The organism is Kitasatospora sp. NBC_01287 (assembly GCF_026340565.1).
Taxonomy (GTDB): domain Bacteria; phylum Actinomycetota; class Actinomycetes; order Streptomycetales; family Streptomycetaceae; genus Kitasatospora.
The window spans coordinates 539,717-558,884 of the sequence record NZ_JAPEPB010000001.1; the positions used below are offsets into that span (position 1 = coordinate 539,717).

At 73.4% G+C, this 19,168-nt stretch carries 18 protein-coding genes; 10 read left to right on the forward strand and 8 right to left on the reverse strand.

Annotated features, from left to right (window positions below):
- The first annotated feature begins 22 nt into the window (after window positions 1-22).
- Complete coding sequence (locus tag OG455_RS02065) at window positions 23-1,135, forward strand: protein kinase family protein (RefSeq protein WP_266289508.1); 1,113 nt, start codon at window positions 23-25, stop codon at window positions 1,133-1,135.
- A gap of 148 nt (window positions 1,136-1,283) precedes the next feature.
- Here the strand turns inward: OG455_RS02065 and OG455_RS02070 are convergent, their stop codons facing one another.
- Window positions 1,284-1,937 carry a TetR/AcrR family transcriptional regulator gene (locus tag OG455_RS02070; protein ID WP_266289510.1) on the reverse strand — a complete coding sequence of 218 codons (654 nt, stop codon included), beginning with the start codon at window positions 1,935-1,937 and terminating at the stop codon, window positions 1,284-1,286.
- 102 nt (window positions 1,938-2,039) lie between these two features.
- Here OG455_RS02070 and OG455_RS02075 point away from each other — a divergent pair, with 102 nt between their 5' ends.
- On the forward strand, window positions 2,040-2,939 hold the full coding sequence (locus OG455_RS02075) for an alpha/beta fold hydrolase (protein WP_266289512.1): 900 nt from the start codon (window positions 2,040-2,042) through the stop codon (window positions 2,937-2,939).
- Window positions 2,940-2,966: 27 nt separating this feature from the next.
- Here OG455_RS02075 and OG455_RS02080 read toward each other — a convergent pair whose 3' ends face one another.
- Complete coding sequence (locus tag OG455_RS02080) at window positions 2,967-3,977, reverse strand: ketopantoate reductase family protein (RefSeq protein ID WP_266289514.1); 1,011 nt, start codon at window positions 3,975-3,977, stop codon at window positions 2,967-2,969.
- Window positions 3,978-4,128: 151 nt separating this feature from the next.
- Between OG455_RS02080 and OG455_RS02085 the strand changes: the two genes are divergently transcribed.
- A complete protein-coding gene (locus OG455_RS02085; protein WP_266289516.1) occupies window positions 4,129-4,884 on the forward strand; it encodes a bifunctional 2-polyprenyl-6-hydroxyphenol methylase/3-demethylubiquinol 3-O-methyltransferase UbiG in 756 nt (251 codons plus the stop codon).
- Window positions 4,885-4,983: 99 nt separating this feature from the next.
- Here the strand turns inward: OG455_RS02085 and OG455_RS02090 are convergent, their stop codons facing one another.
- Complete coding sequence (locus OG455_RS02090) at window positions 4,984-5,550, reverse strand: TetR/AcrR family transcriptional regulator (RefSeq protein WP_266289518.1); 567 nt, start codon at window positions 5,548-5,550, stop codon at window positions 4,984-4,986.
- A gap of 115 nt (window positions 5,551-5,665) precedes the next feature.
- On the opposite strand from OG455_RS02090, the gene OG455_RS02095 reads away from it, so the two are divergent.
- From OG455_RS02095 to OG455_RS02105, 3 genes are read left to right on the forward strand one after another with little or no spacing between them, the layout of a single operon-like run.
- The gene (locus tag OG455_RS02095) at window positions 5,666-6,514 is read left to right on the forward strand and encodes a patatin-like phospholipase family protein (protein ID WP_266289520.1); all 849 of its coding nucleotides are present in this window, start codon (window positions 5,666-5,668) and stop codon (window positions 6,512-6,514) included.
- Window positions 6,515-6,549: 35 nt separating this feature from the next.
- The gene (locus OG455_RS02100; protein ID WP_266289522.1) at window positions 6,550-6,696 is read left to right on the forward strand and encodes a hypothetical protein; all 147 of its coding nucleotides are present in this window, start codon (window positions 6,550-6,552) and stop codon (window positions 6,694-6,696) included.
- On the forward strand, window positions 6,693-7,118 hold the full coding sequence (locus tag OG455_RS02105; RefSeq protein WP_266289524.1) for a DUF3052 domain-containing protein: 426 nt from the start codon (window positions 6,693-6,695) through the stop codon (window positions 7,116-7,118). Before OG455_RS02100 ends, OG455_RS02105 begins: the two co-directional genes overlap by 4 nt.
- A gap of 65 nt (window positions 7,119-7,183) precedes the next feature.
- On the opposite strand, the gene OG455_RS02110 is transcribed toward OG455_RS02105, so the two are convergent.
- Window positions 7,184-7,771: a CGNR zinc finger domain-containing protein gene (locus tag OG455_RS02110; RefSeq protein WP_266300628.1), complete on the reverse strand. Its 588-nt coding sequence runs from the start codon at window positions 7,769-7,771 to the stop codon at window positions 7,184-7,186.
- A 78-nt stretch (window positions 7,772-7,849) separates the two neighbouring features.
- Here OG455_RS02110 and OG455_RS02115 point away from each other — a divergent pair, with 78 nt between their 5' ends.
- A complete protein-coding gene (locus OG455_RS02115; RefSeq protein WP_266289526.1) occupies window positions 7,850-9,160 on the forward strand; it encodes an MFS transporter in 1,311 nt (436 codons plus the stop codon).
- A gap of 320 nt (window positions 9,161-9,480) precedes the next feature.
- Here OG455_RS02115 and OG455_RS02120 read toward each other — a convergent pair whose 3' ends face one another.
- The 3 genes from OG455_RS02120 to OG455_RS02130 all read right to left on the reverse strand — a co-directional run bounded on the left by OG455_RS02120 (window position 9,481) and on the right by OG455_RS02130 (window position 13,947).
- Window positions 9,481-10,176 carry a Type 1 glutamine amidotransferase-like domain-containing protein gene (locus OG455_RS02120; protein WP_323185386.1) on the reverse strand — a complete coding sequence of 232 codons (696 nt, stop codon included), beginning with the start codon at window positions 10,174-10,176 and terminating at the stop codon, window positions 9,481-9,483.
- A 100-nt stretch (window positions 10,177-10,276) separates the two neighbouring features.
- On the reverse strand, window positions 10,277-13,060 hold the full coding sequence (locus OG455_RS02125) for a molybdopterin-dependent oxidoreductase (protein WP_266289530.1): 2,784 nt from the start codon (window positions 13,058-13,060) through the stop codon (window positions 10,277-10,279).
- Window positions 13,057-13,947, reverse strand: a complete 891-nt coding sequence (locus OG455_RS02130; RefSeq protein ID WP_266289532.1) for a xanthine dehydrogenase family protein subunit M — start codon at window positions 13,945-13,947, stop codon at window positions 13,057-13,059. Before OG455_RS02130 ends, OG455_RS02125 begins: the two co-directional genes overlap by 4 nt.
- A gap of 419 nt (window positions 13,948-14,366) precedes the next feature.
- On the opposite strand from OG455_RS02130, the gene OG455_RS02135 reads away from it, so the two are divergent.
- Entirely contained in the window at window positions 14,367-15,347 is a 981-nt protein-coding gene (locus OG455_RS02135) for a serine hydrolase (protein ID WP_266289534.1), read from the forward strand.
- 36 nt (window positions 15,348-15,383) lie between these two features.
- Here OG455_RS02135 and OG455_RS02140 read toward each other — a convergent pair whose 3' ends face one another.
- On the reverse strand, window positions 15,384-16,232 hold the full coding sequence (locus tag OG455_RS02140) for a helix-turn-helix transcriptional regulator (RefSeq protein ID WP_266289537.1): 849 nt from the start codon (window positions 16,230-16,232) through the stop codon (window positions 15,384-15,386).
- Window positions 16,233-16,370: 138 nt separating this feature from the next.
- Here OG455_RS02140 and OG455_RS02145 point away from each other — a divergent pair, with 138 nt between their 5' ends.
- Window positions 16,371-17,150: an NAD(P)H-dependent oxidoreductase gene (locus OG455_RS02145; protein WP_266289539.1), complete on the forward strand. Its 780-nt coding sequence runs from the start codon at window positions 16,371-16,373 to the stop codon at window positions 17,148-17,150.
- A gap of 196 nt (window positions 17,151-17,346) precedes the next feature.
- Complete coding sequence (locus tag OG455_RS02150) at window positions 17,347-19,167, forward strand: hypothetical protein (protein WP_266289541.1); 1,821 nt, start codon at window positions 17,347-17,349, stop codon at window positions 19,165-19,167.
- Window position 19,168 lies beyond the last annotated feature (1 nt).

Sequence of the window (19,168 nt, forward strand, 5' to 3'; positions counted from 1 at the left end):
ACAGCCACCGAGGAGCCCGGACGTGAGCATCCCGAATTCCACCGCGACCGGCCGATCCGCCGCCCGGCTGTCAACGCACGACGCCGTCGCCACCGCGCTGACCGGGCTCACCGACCGCGAGTTGCTCGACCTGCTGGCGGCGGCCAGGCCGCTCGGTGCCGGCATCGGCGGTGCGGTGTCGCTGCTGGAGGTGGCCGGCTCGTCGGTCTTCGTGAAGCAGGTGCCCCTCACCGCGACCGAGCTGCTGCCCCGGCACGCCCGGTCCACCGCGAACCTCTTCGCGCTGCCCGCCTTCTGCCACTACGGCATCGGCGGGCCCGGCTTCGGCGCTTGGCGCGAACTCGCCGCGCACGAGCTGACCACCGGCTGGGTGCGCGCCGGCGAGCACGAGGGCTTCCCGCTGCTCCACCACGCCCGGGCGCTGCCGAGCCCGCGTCGGCCGCTACCGGCGGAGCTGGCCGACGCCGACGCGGCCGTCGCGTACTGGGGCGGCCGGCCCGAGGTGCGCCGCCGGATCGAGGAGCTCGCCGACTCCGCCGCGAGCCTGGTGCTGTTCCTCGAATACCTCCCGCAGACGCTGCACTCCTGGCTCGGCGAGCGGCTGCGCGCGGGCGAGGCCGCCGCCGGGCGGGCCTGCGCCATGGTGGAGCGGGAGTTGACGGCCACCACGGCCTTCCTGCACGCGCGCGGGCTGCTGCACTTCGACGCCCACTTCGAGAACATCCTCACCGACGGCCGGCGCCTCTACTTCGCCGACTTCGGCCTGGCCGTCGCCGACAGCTTCGAACTCGCCCCGGCGGAGGCCGCCTTCCTCGACCACCACCGCGGCTACGACCACTGCTACGCACTCACCCACCTGGTTCGCTGGCTGGTGACCGAGCTCCACCACCGCAGCGGCTCCGAGTGCGACGCGATCGTCCACGCCTACGCCGCGGGCCGCGCACCCTCCGCTCCACCCGGCGGCCACCTCCCCACCGCGGCCACGGCCCTCCTGCGCCGACACGCACCACTGGCGGCGGTGATGGCGGAGTTCTACCGCGACCTGCAGCGGGAGAGCCGCGAGACCCCGTTCCCCGTCGCCCGCCTGCGCCGCTTCCTCCCCACGGCGGCCACCGACGGGTGGGTGGGCCGCTGACGGACGCCGAGATCCGCGAGTGGGCTCCGGACGGCCGCCCCACGTACGAGCGGTGGACGGTCGCCTTCGACGCGTTGCAGGAAACCGTTGGCCGCGGCGTCGGCCGCTGCACGGTGCTGTACCACGACGGTGTCCCGGCGGAGGTCGGCTACTGGGGGTGCGCGGCGGACCGAGGCGTGCCCGGCCGGTCTTCCTCTGCCGGCTCGGGGAAGAGCCGGCCGAGGTGGTAGCGCAGGACCGCGGCCGCGTCGCCCGCCGTGCGCTGGCCGAGGAGGACGCTCAGGCCGAGGCCGGCGGAGGCCGCCAGCAGGACGACGGCCTCCTGGCGGGCGTCCAGGCGTGGATCGGTGTCGCCGGCCTGCTGGGCGGCGGTGAGCAGGCCGACCAGGAAGCCCTCCATCTCGTTGGGCGCCGTGAGGAACGACTGATCGGCGAGCGCGGGGTCGGTGACGGAGAGCACCGCGTACTCGGTGTAGACGAGGTGGAAAGCCCGGCTCTCCTCATCGGTCGGTACGGCTTCGAGGAGGACCGCCTCGATGACCTCGCGCGGGGCCGTCGGGGAGCCGGCCGCCCTGACCCGGTCGCGCACCCGCTCGCCCATCCGCACGGCCAGGCGGGTGAGCGCCGCGAGGAGCAACTGCTCCTTGGTGTCGAAGTAGTACTGCACGAGCCGCACCGAGACGCCCGCCTCGATCGCGACGGACCGCATGGTGACGGCGTGCAGGCCCTCGCTCGCCGCCGCGCGCAGCAGCGCGTCGATGATGTGGGCGCGCCGCTCCTCGTGATCCACCAGCTTCGGCATCGGGTTCCCTTCAAGAACTTTTATGGTACAAACATACCATCAAATGCCGCCGCCGTTCAGCGCACAGCGCCGCTGCCGCTGCTTCGCGCACCGGGAGGGAACATGACCAGGACGACCGTCGGACGCTTCGTCAGTGAGGAAGCCCGAGCGAAGTTCCTTGAGGCGTACGACCGCGCGATGGCGCTGTGGCCGAGCCCCCGCCAGGAACTCGATGTCGAGACCGCCTACGGAACGGTCCACGTCCACCACTACGGGCCCCGGACCGGCGAACCGGTCGTGCTGCTGCACGGCCACGCCGGACACCCCGCCAACTGGTACCCCCAGATCGCCGCGCTGGGCCGGCACCACCCGGTCTACGCGATCGACACGCTGGACGACCCCGGCCGCGGTGTTCAGCGCGCCGTCGCAGCCGGTTCGACGGAGAACGCCGCCTGGCTCAGCGAGGTGTTCGCCGGCCTCGGACTGGAGCGGATCCACCTGGTCGGCCTGTCCTACGGCGGCTGGCTGGCCCTCAACCAGGCCATCCACGCGCCCGAGCGCCTCGCCTCGATCGCGCCGCTGGACCCTGGCGGGATCGAGAAGGTCCCCGCCCGGTTCTACGCCCACATGGTCGGCGGCCTGTTCGGGCTGCTCGCCCCGCGGCGCCTGCGACCCGCGCTGGGACGTCTGCTCGCCAACCCCGCGCTCAGCTCACCGCCCGAGATGATCGCCCCCCTGATACTGGGCATGCGGACCTACAGGCCGAACACCCGCCCCGCCGCCAGACCGTTCACCGACGAGGAGTTGGGCTCCATCGAGCTGCCCGCGCTCGTCCTGCTGGGCAGCCGCAGCGCCCTGCTCCGGCCGCGCCACGTGCTGGCGAGGGTCACCGCGCTGATCCCGGGCGTCCGGGCCGAGATCGTGCAGCGCACCGGCCACGGACTCAACCTGGAGCGCCCGGACCTGGTCAACGAACGCCTGCTGCGGTTCATCGCCTCCTGCCGGTCGACAGCCACCCCGTAGCGACGGGACCGGTCGGCGGCGGTCGGTCTACGCCTCCGTGCCGAGCGCGAGCAGCGCGGCCAGCTCCGCCGCCGGCAGGCCGCCCGGGGCGCGGCCCTCCCGGGCGTATCCGGAGGCCAGGCGCTGCAGCGCCTCGTTGAGCGGGGCGGGCACGCCGTGTTCGCGGGCGAGCAGCACGATCTCGCCGTTGAGGTAGTCCGACTCGATCGAGCCGGTGCCCCGGGTCAGGCTCTGCCGCGAGGAGCTGCCGCCGAGTTCCACGCCGTCCAGCGGGAGGGTCCGCATCAGGTCTCCGCGTCGCTCCAACTGCTCGTCGACGGTGGCGTAGGCGATCCCCGCCGCGGTCAGCACCGCCGCGCCCTCGGCCATGGTCCGGTGGAAGAGCTCCGTCACTGGCTCGTTCCCCTCGATCGGGCCGGCCACGGCGTCGAGCGCGTTAGGCAGGTTGCCGATGAGCTTGCCGTACTTCCACCGCATCACGTCCTCGTCGACGGGTGCCTGGAAGCGCGAGCGCTCCAGGTCCGCGGCGATGGCGCGCACCGTCCCGTCGCTGCCGCGCGGGTAGCGGCCCAGGTGCAGGATGCCGGAGAACGGCGCGCCGGGGACGGCGACCCGGCCGGGCTCCAGGTACGTGGCGGGCATCCAGACCGACATCCCGTAGACCCGGCGGAACCAGCGAAGGGCGAGGCGCTCGTTGCCCACGCCGTTCTGGGCGCAGACCACGGGCAGCGCCTCGCCCGCCGTGCCGCCACCGCTCACCGGCCGGCCCGCCCACTCCTGCAGGACGCCGACGGTGTGCTGGGACTTGACCGCGACCACCAGGACGTCCTCGGGCGCCAGGTCCAGCTCCTCGGGGCCGCCGACCGCCGCAACGGCGAGCGTCCTGGTCCCCTCGGGCGTGCTGAACCGCAGGCCGTCCGCGCGCAGGGCCGCCAGGTGCGGGCCGCGCGCGACCAGGACCACGTCGTGCCCGCTCTCCTGCAGCCGACCGCCGATGCCGCCGCCGATCGCCCCTGCCCCGATGATGATGTAGCGCATCCGGCGAGCCTCGCACGGGCTCGGGCGAGCCGGAAGGGCTTTCGCTCTGCGCGGAGCAGACGGCAGACGGCAGGCGTCGGGCAGCAGGTGGCGGGCGGGCGGGCGGCGGAATTCACTCGTGTTCGAACAGGCCCGATGGTAAACAGGCCTGATGGTTGATCAACTCTTCGCGGATCCCGACCTCGCCGCCCTGTACGACCCGCTCTGCGCCGGTCGCGACGACCTCGACTTCTACCTCCCGCTGCTGCGCTCCGCCGCCTCCGTGCTCGATGTCGGCTGCGGCACGGGAGAGTTGCTGCACCGGGCCCGCCTGGCGGGGCACTCGGGGCGGCTGTGCGGCCTCGACCCGGCAGCGGCGATGCTGGCACACGCGCGGGCACGCACCGCTGCCGAGCGCTCCGGCGTCGAGTGGGTGCTCGGCGACCTGACCACGGTCCCGCTCTCCTGGCAGCAGCGGTTCGAGCTGGTGGTGATGACCGGGCACACGTTCCAGGTGTACCTGACGGACGAGGAACTGCGGACCGCGCTCGGCGCGGTCCACTCGCTCCTGGCCCCCGGCGGCCGGTTCGTCTTCGAGACGCGCAATCCGGCGGCGCGGGAGTGGGAGCGGTGGACACCCGACCGGGTCAGCGAGGTGCGGGGGCCGGACGGGACGGTGGTGCGGTTCTGGCGAGAGGTGGCGGAGCCGGTGACGGGGGACATCGTGCGCTTCCGGCACACCTTCGCCGCGCCCGGCCGGGCGCAGCCCCGGCGCACCGCCAGTACCCTGCGGTTCCTCGGCCGGGCCGCGCTCGCGGAGTTCCTGACGGGCGCGGGGCTGGTGATCGAGGAGCAGTACGGCGATCTGCGCGGCGGCCCGCTGACCGGGGCGAGCCCGGAGATCGTCACCGTCGCCCGGCGGGCCTGACGGAGCCGACGGGCGCACCCCCGGCCTGGCACGGCCTGGCACGGCCCGCCCCGGCCTGGCCTGGCACGACCCGTCCCGGCCTGGCACGACCTGCCCCGGTCACCGCACCAGGAGTTCGGCGAAGCGGTCCAACGCGCCATCGGTGCGTTGGCGGTCGCCGGTGACGGTGAGATCGAACAACAGTCCCCGGACGACGGCCATGACCAACGTGGACGTGACGGTGTCGTCCGGTCCGGTGGAGACATCGCGGAAGGTGGCTCCGAGGGTGTCGAACCAGTCCGTGATCGCCTCGCCCTGGCCCGGGTAGTTCTCGGGGTGCACCAGGCCGTCGGCGTGCACCTCGAAGAAGAGCCGGACGAACGGCAAGCGCTCATCCGCGCTGATCCACTCCCAGATGGCGCGGAGCCGCTCCCGCGCGGAGCCCGTGCCCGTGCCCGGTGGGAGCTGCTCGGCCAGCCGCCCGGCACCTCGGCGGCGGGCCTCGGCGAGCACCGCGGCGACCAACTCCTGTTTGCTGCCGAAGTCGTACAGCAGCATCCGCGGGCTGGTGTCGAGGGCCGCGGCCAGCGGGCGCAGGCTCAGCCCGGCCAACCCGTGGCACAGCACGTAGTCGGTCGCCCGCGCCAGCGTGCGCTCGCGTCGGGCGGGGTCCGCCGGTCGCCCCACGATCGATCTCCTCTCGGCAGGCCGGAACTGAAGCAGCGTCAACAGGAACATCATCGTCCACGCCGGCTTCAACACGTATATGATACGACTGTTTCACTAACGAGGGGAGATCGCCATGCACACCTTCGACCGAGGACTCGTCCTGGGCCCCGGTGGCCTCGCCGGCACGGCCTGGACGGTCGGGCTGGCCCACGGTCTGCGCCGCGACGGCGTGGACCTGGGCGAGGCCGACCTGATCGTCGGCACGTCGGCCGGCGCGATCGTCGGAGCGCTGCTCGCCACCGGGCAGGACCTGGAACGGCTCGCGGCGTCGACCCGCGACCCCGCCCACCGGCCCAAGGTGGACCCCGGGCGGATGGGCGAGGTGTTCGCCGTGCTCGGCGACCGCGGCCTGGAACGGGGCGAGGCCAGGCGGCGCGTCGGCCGGCTCGCGCTCGACGGCGCCGACCCCGAGGCCGAGCAGGCGTTGCTCGCGGGACGTGCCGCCCTGATCGGCGCGCAGGCGTGGCCCGAGCGGCGACTGCTGATCACCGCCGTTGACGCGAGCACCGGTGAGCCGGTGCTGTGGGACCGCGACAGCGGTGTGCCGCTGGTCTCCGCGGTGGCGGCGAGCAGCGCCTTCCCCGGGGCCGCGCCACCGGTCGCGATCGACGGCCGGCGGTACATGGACGGTGCGCTGCGGGAGGGGACCAACGCCGATCTCGCGGCCGGCGCCCGCACGCTGGTCGTGGTGGAACCGATGGCGCACCTCTTCCCCCGCGAGGCGCTCGACCAGCAGTTGGCGAGCGTCGGGGCGGACACCGTGGTGACGCTCGGCCCCGATCCGGCCGCCGTGCGCGCCTTCGGCACGGACCCGGGCGACCTGGCCGCCTGGGGACCGAGTTTCCAGGCGGGTGTTCAGCAGGCCGCCGAGGTCGGCGCACAGCTCCGCTCCGCGTGGCGAGCGGCGGCCGGGGCGAGCTGACCATCGATCGGATCAGCTTGGACGTAGGCTGATCCATGCGGCCGATCCATGCGGCCGAGCCCGAGGCCGTGGGTGTGACCGAGCCCGAGGCCGTGGGTGTGGCCGTGGGTGTGGCCGAGCCCGAGGCCGAGGGCGAAACCGGGCACACGTGCGGCGAGACGTGGGAGGTGTGGGCGGCATGAGCGCCACCGCGGCGGGCGGCGGCCCTTCCGGCACGCCGCTGGCCAGGAAGATCGGCATCAAGCCCGGTCAGCTGGTCCACCTGTGCCACGGGCCGGCCCGGTGGGAGCTGCCCGGCTTGCCCGCGGGCTGCACGGTCGGCGAGGGCGGCCCGGCCGGCGCGGATGTCACCATCGCGTTCTACCGCTCCGCCGCCGAGCTGTCCGCCGCGGCGCCCGCCCTGGTCGATGAGCTCGCCGATCAGGCAATGCTCTGGATCGCCTGGCCCCGCCGCGCGGCCGGTCACCGCAGCGACATCACCGACAGCACGCTGCGCGAACTGCTCCTCCCGCTCGGCGTGGTGGATGTGAAGGTCGCCGCGCTCGGCGAGGACTGGTCGGGGTTGAAGTTCGTCCGCCGCAAGGAGAACCGGCGGCGCCCCTGACCGAGCGGGCGCGGGTGCGGCGGCCACCGGGACGTCAGCCCCCCGCCACCTCAGCCGTCGCCACCTCAGCCGTCGGTGCGGCGGGCCCGGAAGGCCGCCGCCTTGACCCGGTTCTGGCAGGCGGTCGAGCAGAACTGCCTGCCCGCGTTGCGCGAACCGTCCACGAACACCCGGTCGCAGCGGGCGGCTTGGCAGACCCCCAACCGGCCGGCGAGGTCGCTGCCGACCGCGAGCGCGAGCGCCGTCGCACAGCCCGCGGTCCAGCCCACCGCGAACGAGTCGTCGCTGCCGTGGAAGTGCAGCTGCCAGGGCTCACCCGCGACCCGGTCCAGCTGGGGGCGGGCGCCGGAGGAGCGCAGCAACGGGTTCAGGGCGGCGGCGGCCGCGTCGAGGTCGCCCGTGTCCACCGCCGTGAAGACCGCGCGCAGTTGCCGCGCCGCGGCGGCCAGGTAGGCGGCCTGCTCGGGGGCGAGGGCGTCCGGCGCGGCCTCCGGGGAGTGCTCGCCGCCCGGCAGCAGGGCCGCGAGGATCGCGGGCGCGAGCTGGGCGTCCCGGGGGGCGACGTAGGGCTTGCCGCGCGCGCTGCCGTCGGTCAGCGCGTTGACCAGGGCGACCGACGCATCCAGCAGTGCCGCTACGTGACTGTCGAACATCACTTGACCAGTTACTCCTTCGCGCCTAGCGTTCGTCACTGACGATACACGGTTCACCAGTCACGATTGGGCCCAGCCATGCCCCTGTCACCACCGCTGCCACCACCGCTGCCACCACCGCTGCCACCACCGCTGCCGCGCACCGTTCGGCTGCTCGTCGCGGCCCGGGCTGTCAACCGCCTCGCGGCGTTCTCGCTCCCCTTCCTGACCGTGCTGCTCAGCACCGACTTCCACACCGGCACCGCGACCGCCGGCCTGATCGGCGCCGCCTTCGGGCTGGCGACCATCCCCTCCCGACTGCTCGGCGGACGCCTGGCGGACCGGCTCGGGCGGCGGCGCACCATCGTGCTCGGGCTCACCGGCTGCGCGGCGGCCCAACTGGGCCTCGCGCTCGCCGGCGGCCTGGCGGTGGCGACCGGGTGCGCGGTGCTGCTCGGACTCGCCTTCGAACTGTACGAACCGCCGAGTCAGGCGATGATCGCCGACGCGGTGGGACCGGAGCACCGCGTGCGGGCCTACGGTCTGCTGAACGCAGCCCTGGCGGGGGCCGGCGTCGCGGCGGGGCTGCTGGCGGCGACCCTCGGGCGCTGGGACCTGCGATGGCTCTTCGCGGCGGACGCGCTGAGCTGCCTGGCCTGCGCCGCGGTGGTCCGCGCGGTGCTGCCCACCGACCGCGCGGTGCTGCCCACCGACCGCGCGGTGCTGCCCACCGACCGCGCGGTGCTGCCCTCCGACCGCGCCGGCCGCGCCGACCGCCGCGGCCAGAGCGGATCCGCCCCCGCTGCCGGCGGCCCGTCACCGGTCAACCCCTGGCGGGACCGCGCACTGCTCGCCATGGTCGTCTCGGGCACCCTCTTCGCGCTGATCTACCTGCAGCTCACCATCGCGCTGCCGCTCTCGCTGGCCCGCCACGGCCTGCCGCCGGCCGACGCGGGGCTGCTCCTCACCGCCTCGGCGGTGACGGTACTGGCCGGCCAGCCCCTGCTCCGGCGCCCGCGCCTGGCCGGCCTCACCGCACCGACGGCGCTGCGCGCGGGCTACCTGCTGCTCGCGGCCGGGCTGGCCGGCTACGCGGCGGCCGGCAGCCTGGCGCCGCTGCTCGGGTCGACGGTGCTGTGGAGCCTCGGCGACCTGCTGCTGGTCGGCCGGGCCTACGCCGTGGTCGCCGACCTGGCCCCGCCCGGCGGCACCGGCCGCTACCTGGCCGCCTACGGGACCAGTTGGGGAGCCGCCGCCGTCGCCGCACCCCTGGTCGGGACCCAACTGCTGACGCGCACGGGCAGCGCCGGACTCTGGCTCGCTCTGGCGGGCGGCTGCCTGCTGCTCGCGGTCGGCCAGCCCCTCCTGCTCCCCGCCCACCCTCGCAAGAGCGAGGACATCGGTGTCTGACCAGCCGCAGCCGCGAGGCCGGCGCCCTGGTCGATCACCTAACCAGCGGCCGACCGCCTGGTGCCCCGCGCCAGTCGCCCACCCGGTCACCACCCTGTTTGGATAGGCCCCGGCCCTACCGCACAGGGCCTGGCTCGCGGCCTCCCCCACACCCGGGCCGCCGACGGCAGCCGTGCCCGGCCAGGGCGCGGGGAGCCGTGCGGGCACCGCCTGACCTCAAGCAGGCCACCCGCACGACCCTCCACCCCCTCGGCCACCGCACGGCTGCCGTCGGCCGATTCCGTCCTTGGCGGCCGGACTCGTCGAGGCCGGTTCGACGTTCACGATGCCGCGTTGAACAGCTTCCAGTGGCCCTCGGAGATGACCTCGACGTCGCCGTCGGTCACCTTGATGGCGGTCTGGGCGTCGATGGCGTACGCCGGGCCCTCGATCTTGGCGGCCCAGCGTTCCGCCTCGGCCATCGTGTTCTCCGGACAATCCGGGCTGTCGAGGTGCGGGAAGACGGAGAAATCGACGACTCCCAGCGTGCTGTCGCCACCGGTGGGCGGCTTCCAGCCGACGAACTCCTCCCCGATGCGGGGAGTCAGCACCATGCTCCCGGCGCTGAGCCCCACGTAGACCGTGTCGCTCAGCGAGGGGAGGAGGTCGGCCAGTCCGGACTCCCGCATCCAGTGGCCCAGGTACAGCGCGTCGCCGCCGTTCACCAGCAGGACGTCCGCCTCCCGGACCCAGGAGACCCAGCGTTCCTTGTCGATGCTGGGCAGTGCGGTGAGCTCCAGCAGGCCCACCGACTTCCACCCCAACTCGGTCATGGGACAGGGGGAATTTCCGCTGACGAAACGCCATGGCCCGCCCGGCCCCCCGTACGGGCCCCCGTACCCCGCGGTGGGGATGCAGAGGGCACTGGCCTCGGCGACGGGTTTGCCCAGGAGATCGACCAGCGCCGCCAGAATGCTCGCGTTCCTGACGCCGGAGTCGGTAAGGAGAAGCTTCATCACGCCCCGCACTGATCTCATGGTGAAGTGGTCGAGCGACGCTAACACGACCGACCGCGAAGCAGCGTCGCGGTTCGATGGTTGACGTGGGAGACCCGGCGCACCGAGGCTCCCGGGCCGGCTAGCGCTCCGACTCCCGCAGGCGCGCCCGGTGCGCCACCAGCCCCAGCCAGACCTTGTCGCGCAGGAACGGGGCGTCGGTGAAGCGCACGCCGGTCGCGTCGCGCAGGGCGTTGGCGAAGGCGGGCGGCACGGGGTTGAAGGGGCTCTCGCTCATCGACTTGGCGCCGAGCGGGCCGATCGAGTCGGAGGTCTCGGTGAAGTGGACCTCGGTGCGCGGGACATCGGCGTAGGCGGGCAGCCGGTAGCGGCGGAAGGCGGCGGTGCTGACCTCGCCGCGCTCGTCGACCAGGACCTGTTCGAAGAGGGTCGCGCCGAGCGCCTGGGCGACGCCGCCCTCGACCTGGCCGCGGCACTGCATGGGGTTCATCACCTTGCCGGCGTCGGCCCCGTGGACGCTGCGCAGGATCTTGATCTCGCCGCTGTCCGGGTCGACCGCGAGCCGGAACCACTGCGAGTTGAAGGCCACCGAGCGGGGCGTGCCGCCCCAGTGCCCGTCCGCGCTGAGCTCGACCCCCTTGCCGCGCGCCGCCTCGAAGACCTCCTTGAGCGAGACCAGCCGGCCGTCGCACTCCACCGAGTCCGCGGTCAGCCGCAGCAGGCTGCGTGGCGTGCGGGCGTATTCGGCGGTGAAGGAGAGGAGTTGCTCGGCGAGCGCGTTGGCGGCCTTCATCACGGCCTTGCCCGCGACCACCGTGCCCGCCGAGCCGAAGGCGCCGGTGTCGTGCTTGACCACGTCGGTGTCGGACTGCCGGATGGCGATCCGGTCCACCGTGGTGCCCAGCGCCCCGGCGGTGATCTGCTTGTGGACGGTGGTGGTGCCGTTGCCGAACTCCGCGGTGCCGACCGCGATGTCGTAGGTGCCGTCCTCCAGCAGCTTCACCGTGGCGTCGGCGAAGTGGCCGCCCGGCGGGCCGGTGGCGATCGCGGACATCGCGAAGCCCTGTCCCACCAGCCAGCCCTCGGGCGCGAGTTCGGCGCTGCGGTCGTCGGCGAGGGCGTCGCGCACCACCTGTAGGCACTGGTCCAGGCCGTAGCTGGCGATGTGCAGGTCCTCCTCCTCGCCGCACGGGCCCTCCATGTGCTCGCCGGGGCCGATGACGTTCTTCTCGCGCAGCACCAGCGGGTCGATCTCCAACTCGCGGGCCAGCTCGTCCATCGCCGACTCCAGGGCGAAGGTCACCTGGCCCAGGCCGTAGCCGCGGAAGGCCCCGGCGGGCACGCCGTTGGTGTAGACCGAGTAGGCGTTCACCTTCTTGTTCGGCGCCCGGTAGACGCCCATCGACTCGCCGACGCTGTGGAACATCACCGCGGGGCCGTGGTTGCCGTAGGCGCCGGTGTTGGCGACCACCCGGAACTGAATGGCCGTCAGCGTGCCGTCGCGCCTGGCGCCGAGCTTCACCGTGACCTTGAACGGGTGCCGGGTGGTGGCGCCGTAGAACTGCTCGGGGCGGGTGAACTCCAGCTTGACCGGTCGGTGCAGCTTCATCGCGGCGAGCACCGCGATGTCCTCGGTGAGCATCTCCTGCTTGCCGCCGAAGCCGCCGCCGACCCGGCCGGCGATCACCCGGACCTTCTCCATCGGCAGGTCGTACAGGTCGCAGAGCGCGCGCCGGGTCAGGAACGGCACCTGGGTGCTGGAGCGGACCACGATCCGCTCCTCCGCCGTCTCCGACCCCGGCTCCGTCCCGTCCTCACCGGGGGCCGGCTCGAAGTAGACGACGCAGCCGTGCGTCTCCAGGCTGGCGTGCTGCACCCGCTGGGTCTGGAAGGTCTCCTCGTAGATCACGTCCGCCTCGGTGAAGCCCTGCTCCACGCTGCCCAGTTCGCCGTGCACCTCGCCGCAGACGTTGTCCTCGGCGCGGAAGATCCGCGACTCGGGGCCCTTCGGATGGATCACCGGGGCGCCGGGCAGCATCGCGAGCTCCGGGTCGATGACGAACGGGAGTTGCTCGTACTCGACCACGATCCGCCGGCAGCCCTCCTCCGCCGCGCCCTCGCTCTCCGCGACCACGGCGGCCACGCGCTGGCCGACGAAGCGGACCACGTCGTCCAGCACCCGGGTGTCGTCCGGGTCCTCGGTGGGGTGCTCGTGGCGGGCGGAGGAGTAGAGCTTGTCGGGCGCGTCGCGGTGGGTGAGGACCGCGTGCACGCCGGGCACCCGCAGCGCGGCCGAGGCGTCGATGGAGAGGATCCGGGCGTGCGGGTGCGGGGAGCGCAGCAGCTTCATGTGCAGCAGGCCCGCCACCTCGACGTCGAAGGTGTAGCGGGCGGTGCCGGTGACCACCAGCGGCCCCGCCGGGGCGCCCAGGCTGCGGCCGACGGCCTGCCCCGCGCACGGCTCCTCGACGTGCTTGACGCCGCGGATCGAGTCCTCGATCGCGCGGTAGCCGGTGCAGCGGCAGAGGTTGCCCTTGAGCGAGCGGGGCAGGTCGGTGAGCTGCTCCTCGTTCAGGGCGGAGGTGGTCATCAGGAACCCGGCGGTGCAGAAGCCGCACTGGAAGCCCTGGGCGTCCAGGAACCTCTGCTGCACGGGGTGCAGCTCACCGTCCTTGGCCAGGCCCTCGACGGTGGTCACCGAGCGGCCCTCGGCGCGGACCGCCGGATAGACGCAGCTGTGCACGGGCCGGCCGTCGACCTGCACGGAGCAGGCGCCGCAGTCGCCCGCGTCGCAGCCCTTCTTCACACCGAACCAGCCGCGTTCGCGCAGGTAGGTGCGCAGGCACTGGCCGGGGCGGGGCTCGGCGTCGAAGTCCTGGTCGTTGACGCGGATGGCGAAGCTCATCGTCCGGCCTCCTCGGTGGGGGTGAGGTCACACTGTCCCTGCGCGGGCCCGGTCAGTTCGCGGCGGATCTCCTCGGCGTACCGGAAGGTCATGTGCCGGCGCCAGGCCGGGTGGCCGTGGATGTCGTCGAAGTACTCGTGCGGCTCGACGGCGTTCTCCACGGCCTCGCGCACCGCCTCGGCGTTCGGCGGCACCGGGAAGCGCAGCTGGATCGGGCGCACGGTGGAGGCGGTGATGGTGAGGGTCAGCGTACCGCTCGCCTGGGGCGTCTGCCGGCCGGAGGCCGAGGGAGGATCGAGCGCGCCGATCAGCAGTGCGCCGGAGCGGCCGAGCCCGTAGAGCGAGGCCTGCCGGAAGGCGGTGCGGGCGGCCAGCGCGCGGGCCGGCAGGACCACCGCGCGCAGCAGTTCGCCGCGCCGCAGCACATTGCGCCCGGCGCCCACCACGAACTGCGCCACCGGCACCCGGCGGATGCCGCCGCCCTGGTCGAGCAGCACGGCCACCCCGTCCAGACCGGCCGCCAGGGAGATCATCGGACCGGCGGGCAGCGAGTTGCACAGGTTGCCGCCGAAGGTGGCCATGTTCCAGATCTTCCAGGAGGCCAGAAAGGCCCGGCAGCACTGCTCGAAGAGCGGCACCGCCGTCCAGGGGGCTGATTCAGCGTAGCGCGAGAGCTCGGCGATGGTGCAGGTGGCGGCGATCTCCAGGTCCCCGGCGGCGGTGACGCGCAGCGGCTCCCAGCCGGTGCGGCTCAGGTCGATCAGGCGGAGCAGGTGCGGCTGCGGCTCGGAGAAGAGGTACGTGCCGCCGCCCAGCCACGCGTCACCGGTCCGCCACGCACCGCGTTCGCGGGCGTCGCGCACCTCCACCACCGTGTTCAGATCCACGTTGTCCCACCGTCCTCGACCAGCTCGATACGGCGATTGAAGCAACGCGCCGAGGCGGCGACGAGTGGTGCGGGACACCAGCTCCACCGGGCCCGGCTGGGTGATCGACCAACGGCGCCGGCCAACGGCGCCGGCTGCCGGCCCGGGCCGGAGCGGCACGGGCCCGACGCGGAACGGCGCAGGTCGGACGCGGTGCCGCTGCGGCCGGAGCCGGACCAGCGGGCCTGCTGGGTGCCGCTGGGTGCCGCTGGGCGTGCCGTGGGCGAGCAGCTTCCCCGAGGACCGGGAGCGGATCCGCGCCCATGCGGAGCGGCTGACCTCCCCGCCTGCCAACAAGCTCAGTTGACGTACTGTCAGCTCGCGGAGCGCCCGCCGGGCCGCCCGGGGCCGGCACCGGCGGCTCTGCCAGAATGCTTTCCATGACCGACGACAACACGGTGGCGGCCCGGGCGGCGATCGAGGCGATGTTCGAGCGGGCCGGCTGCACGGGCGCCCTGCGCGTCCAGTCGTTGACGGACGGTTCGGCGTTCGACCTCCACGGCGATGAACCGGTGGTCCTGGCCTCGGTCTCCAAGGTGCTGGTCGCCCTGGAGGCCGAGACCTGGTTCGCCGAAGGCCGGCTGGACCCGCGCGAGCCGGTGACCCTGCCCGCCGCCGAACGGACCCTGGGCCCCACCGGGCTCTCGCTCATGGCGGACGACGTCGTGCTCACCTGGCGGGACATGGTCGTCCTGATGCTCACCATCAGCGACAACCAGACCACCGACGCCCTGCTGGGCCGGGTCGGCGTCGACAGCGTCAACGCCACGGCCGCCCGGCTCGGGCTGACCCGCACCGTACTGGAGTCGGACAAGCGGACCATGATCGATTCGATCGCCCAGGACCTCGGCCGCGCCGACTGGGCCGATCTGGTCGACTGGGCGCGCGAGGCGACCGAGGCGGAGATGGCCCGGGCCGACGAACTGCTGCTCTCCGCCCGTGCGCTGGACCCGGAACGCGGCACCCGGAGCACCCCGCGCGAGATGGCCGAGCTGCTCCGGCTGATCTGGACCGACCAGGCCGGCCCGGCCGCCGCCTGCGCCCGGGTCCGCACCGTGCTGGGCCATCAGCTGACCCGCCATCGACTGGCGAGCGGCTTCCGCCGGCCGGTGCGGGTGGCGGCCAAGAGCGGCAGCCTGGTCGGCGTGGTGCGCAACGAGATCGGGGTGATCTCCTACCCCGAGCACCCCGAGCACCCGGATCACCCGGAGCACCCGGAGCACCCCGGTGGCCGGCACTACGCCGCCGCCGTCTTCACCCGTTCCCGGCCGGGCTCGGACGACAGCGCGATCAGCGCCGCGATCGGCGCGGCGGCCGCACGGGCCGTCGAGGCGCTGCGCGCGGCGGCGGCGGGGGCCTGAGCAACGCCGTCACGTGGTCGGCGAGGCACCGTCGGGCTACTCGCCGACCTGGGCGTTCACCGCGGAACGCGCGTCACCGCTCTCCGCGCCCAGGCCCGCGAGCAGGCGCAGCCCGTCCTCGGCGGGGCTGCCGGGGGCCGCGGAGAGCACCAACAGCTCCATGCCCGACTCGTCCGGCAGCGCGAAGTTCTCCTGGTGCAGTTCGAGCAGTCCGACCAGCGGGTGCCGGTACGCCTTGCGTCCATGGGTGCGGGCGCGCACGTCCGCGCAGGCCCAGAGGCGGCGGAAGCGCTCGCTGCCCATCGCCAACTCGCCGATGAGCGAGGCCAGGCGGGGGTCCTCGGGGTACTTGCCCGCGGCCAGGCGCAGGTGCCCGACCACGTCGAGGGTGCAGCCCTCCCAGTCCGCGTACAGGCCGCGCTCGGCCTCCTCCAGGAAGATGTGCCGAGCGGTGTTCAGGCCCGGCAGCGAGCGGCCGAGGAGGAGTTCGGCGAGGCGGTTCCCGGCGAGCACGTCCAGGCGGTGGTCCATGATCAGCGCGGGTGCGCCGGCGACCAGGCCGAGGACGCGCAGCAGCTCCGGCCGGACCCTCCCGCTCGGCGCCTTCGCCCGGCGGCGGCGCTGCCGGGCGAGCCGGTGGAGGTGCCCGCGTTCGGTCCCGTCGAGGCCGAGGACCCGGGCGAGCGCGTCGAGGACCTGCTCGGAGGGCTGGGTCGCGCGGCCCTGCTCCAGGCGTACGTAGTAGTCGACGCTGACTCCGGACAGGTGCGCGACCTCCTCGCGGCGCAGCCCTTCGACCCGGCGGCGGCTGTCGGTGGGGATGCCGACGGTCGCCGGGTCGACCCGGGAACGCCGGGTCCGCAGGAATCCCGCGAGATCGTCCATGCCCCCAGTATGTCCTCGGCGACGCCCGCGAAGGTGGTCCTGCCGATACCAGGAACTCCCGTCCGATGGAAGCGGAGCCCCTGAACGCCGGGCGCCGTGGCGCCCAGGATCGAGGGCATCCGATGAGAAGGAGTTCCCGTGAAGACACTGATCGTCCACGCCCACCCCGAGCCGAAGTCGCTCAACGGCTCACTGAAGGACCTCGCGGTGTCCACCTTGGAGGGCGCCGGGCACGAGGTGCGGGTGAGCGACCTCTACGCGATGAACTGGAAGGCGGTCGTGGACGCCGCGGACTACGGCCCGCACGCCTCGACGCCGCTCAAGGTCGCCCTGGACTCGGGCCGGGCCTTCGACGCCGGGGCGCTCACCCCCGACGTCCGCGCTGAGCAGGAGAAGCTGCTGTGGGCCGACACCGTCATCTTCCAGTTCCCGCTGTGGTGGTACACCATGCCCGCGATCCTCAAGGGCTGGGTGGACCGGGTGTTCACCTACCACTTCGCGTACGGCGTCGGCGAACACAGCGACACCAAGTACGGCGAGCGCTTCGGCGAAGGCACCCTCGCGGGCCGGCGGGCCCTGCTGTCGGTGACCGTCGGCGGCCCGGGGTCGCACTACTCCGCTCGCGGGATCAACGGCCCCGTCGACGACCTGCTGTTCCCGATCCAGCACGGCATCCTCTACTACCCGGGCATCGAGGTGCTGCCGCCGTTCGTGCTCCACGGCGCCGACCGGATGACCGACGCGGACTACCCGGACGTCGCCAAGGCCTGGGAGCAGCGCCTGCTCACCCTGGAGTCGACCGAGCCGATCGCCTTCCGGCGGCAGAACTTCGGTGACTACGAGATCCCCTCGATCCGGCTGAAGCAGGGGCTGGAGCCCGCGGGCCGCTCGGGCTTCGCGCTGCACGTGCGCGGCTGACCACCGGCGAAGGCCTGCCGCCGCGCACCGCCAGGCCTTCGCCGCCAGGCCTTCGCCGGCAGGCCTTCGCCATCAGGCGCGCCGAAACAGCGGCGCCTGACAGCACCTTGACGTACCGTCGAGCAGCTCCGGGAACCGGACGCGGGTCCGACCTGTCTCCGGCAGCGGACCGTTGGCGACGATGAGGAGGACGGCCGTGACACGGGATCGGACAGGGACGCGCATATCGCAGGTCGCGCTGTGGCTCGCGCTCTGGTGGCTGTGGATGCCGCTGGGGGCGTTGCTGGTGTGGCTGGTCAAGCATGAGGTCTTCGGCGGATTCGGGCAGCAGGACCAGAGCTACGTGCTCTTCCTGCGGGCGGAGTTCTTCCCGCACGGTTGGCCGCTCGGCGCGGCGCCGCTGTTCTGGGTCTGGGTCTTCATCGGGCTGGTCGGCAGCCTGATCATCATCCCGCTGGTCGACGAGGGCGCGTTCGGCAGCTGGGACGTCATGTCGTGGCCGAGGCGGGTGGTGATGGTCGGCCTGGTGCTCGCCACGCTGCTGAGCGCGGTGCGCACGGGGACCGGGCTGTGGGACAACGACAAGGAGGTGGGCCGCTTCTACGCCGCGGCGACGGTGCTGGACGTCCCGGGCGGTGGCCGGGCGCCCGCCTCCGTGCTCCCGGTGACCGACCACGCGAAGCCGGGCGGCGGCGGGCGCTGCGACCTGGTCGGCACCGGCGACGTGCCGTCCTGCGTGAAGACCGCGCCGATGCCGGACTTCGACTTCGACCCGCGCACCGCCTCGTACGGCGCGGCCACCACCGCGCTGAGCGCCGGGTCGGGGCTGGCCTCGCGGGTGCGGCTGATGCAGCACAGTGTGCACTACCTGCCCGGCGCCCAACCGGGGAAGGGGGTCTGGACGGCGGTGCTGGACGGATCGGGCCTGCAGCCCACCGAGGGGGTGGCCCTCTGGGACGGCAGCTCCAACACCGTCAGCTCCTGCGAGTTCCAGGGCGATCACGCCTTCGACCGGGCCTTCGGCGGTGACGGCGCCAACAGCCTGCGCAACCTGCTCGCCCAGCGCTTCCCCGCCCTCGTCTACGACGACCAGGACATCTGGGGCTACTGCGACGGGTCGGACCCGAGCACCGCGGCGCCGGTGATCGTGATCTCGGTGGAGCGCCAAGTGGCCTTCGCCGACCGCACGGTGCTCCAGCCGGCCGGCGTGCTGGTGCTCAAGGGCTCGCCGAGTGGACGGCCGGTGATCGACTACCGCGCGGTGGTGCACCCGGGCGAGCTGCCGGGCGCGGCCTACCCCGCCTCGGTGGTCCGCGACCAGATCCACGAGGTGCAGTGGCTGGCCGGCCGCGGCGCCAAGGACGACAGCAGCTTCGGCTACTCGCACACCTCCGCCGACACCAACGCGGGCAACCCCGGCGAGTTCCTGCTCCGCTCCGACACCGATGGGCACTTCTACTACGTCACACCGCTGGTGCCCCGGGACAGCTCCTCGCAGGCCATCGTCGCCTTCGCCGTGGTCCAGGCCGACCAGGTCGGGAACGGGCTCAACGAGCTGCACGTGTACGTCCGCGCCGACAGCGACCCGGCGGTCAACCTCAGCGGGCTGACCAGCCGGATGGTCTCGTGGATCTCCCAGCAGACCTCGGTGACGGTGACCTCGGGCACCGGCGGCGAGTTGCAGGAGATCATCCCGTTCGGGCACGACATGTGGCGCGGCTTCGTGGACATCGACGGCCAGACCCAGGACTACGTCGACCTCTCCGCCGACGCGAGCGTGACGCCCAATCTGGTGTTCCTGAAGGGCAGCATCCCCGCGCCGGGAGGCGCGCAGCCCCCCGCCTCACCCTCACCCTCACCCGCCTCCCCGGGAGCCGCCCCGCCGGGATCCCCCGCGCCGGGGCCCGCGCCGAGCGGGTCGGTGGACTGCGGCGGCGATCCGGCCGAGCTCACCCCCGGCCAACTGAGCGCCTGCATCTCCGCGTTCGCCGGGGAGCTGCAGCGCCGGGCGCACTGAG

What these genes read in the sequence shown, in the direction of transcription:
- OG455_RS02075 (WP_266289512.1), top strand. Translation starts at nt 2,040, where the DNA reads ATGACCAGGACGACCGTCGGACGCTTCGTCAGTGAGGAAGCCCGAGCG.
- OG455_RS02100 (WP_266289522.1), top strand. Translation starts at nt 6,550, where the DNA reads ATGCGGCCGATCCATGCGGCCGAGCCCGAGGCCGTGGGTGTGACCGAG.
- OG455_RS02070 (WP_266289510.1), bottom strand. Translation starts at nt 1,937, where the DNA reads ATGCCGAAGCTGGTGGATCACGAGGAGCGGCGCGCCCACATCATCGAC.
- OG455_RS02105 (WP_266289524.1), top strand. Translation starts at nt 6,693, where the DNA reads ATGAGCGCCACCGCGGCGGGCGGCGGCCCTTCCGGCACGCCGCTGGCC.
- OG455_RS02140 (WP_266289537.1), bottom strand. Translation starts at nt 16,232, where the DNA reads ATGGACGATCTCGCGGGATTCCTGCGGACCCGGCGTTCCCGGGTCGAC.
- OG455_RS02080 (WP_266289514.1), bottom strand. Translation starts at nt 3,977, where the DNA reads ATGCGCTACATCATCATCGGGGCAGGGGCGATCGGCGGCGGCATCGGC.
- OG455_RS02125 (WP_266289530.1), bottom strand. Translation starts at nt 13,060, where the DNA reads ATGAGCTTCGCCATCCGCGTCAACGACCAGGACTTCGACGCCGAGCCC.
- OG455_RS02120 (WP_323185386.1), bottom strand. Translation starts at nt 10,176, where the DNA reads ATGAGATCAGTGCGGGGCGTGATGAAGCTTCTCCTTACCGACTCCGGC.
- OG455_RS02110 (WP_266300628.1), bottom strand. Translation starts at nt 7,771, where the DNA reads ATGTTCGACAGTCACGTAGCGGCACTGCTGGATGCGTCGGTCGCCCTG.
- OG455_RS02085 (WP_266289516.1), top strand. Translation starts at nt 4,129, where the DNA reads ATGGTTGATCAACTCTTCGCGGATCCCGACCTCGCCGCCCTGTACGAC.
- OG455_RS02135 (WP_266289534.1), top strand. Translation starts at nt 14,367, where the DNA reads ATGACCGACGACAACACGGTGGCGGCCCGGGCGGCGATCGAGGCGATG.
- OG455_RS02095 (WP_266289520.1), top strand. Translation starts at nt 5,666, where the DNA reads ATGCACACCTTCGACCGAGGACTCGTCCTGGGCCCCGGTGGCCTCGCC.
- OG455_RS02115 (WP_266289526.1), top strand. Translation starts at nt 7,850, where the DNA reads ATGCCCCTGTCACCACCGCTGCCACCACCGCTGCCACCACCGCTGCCA.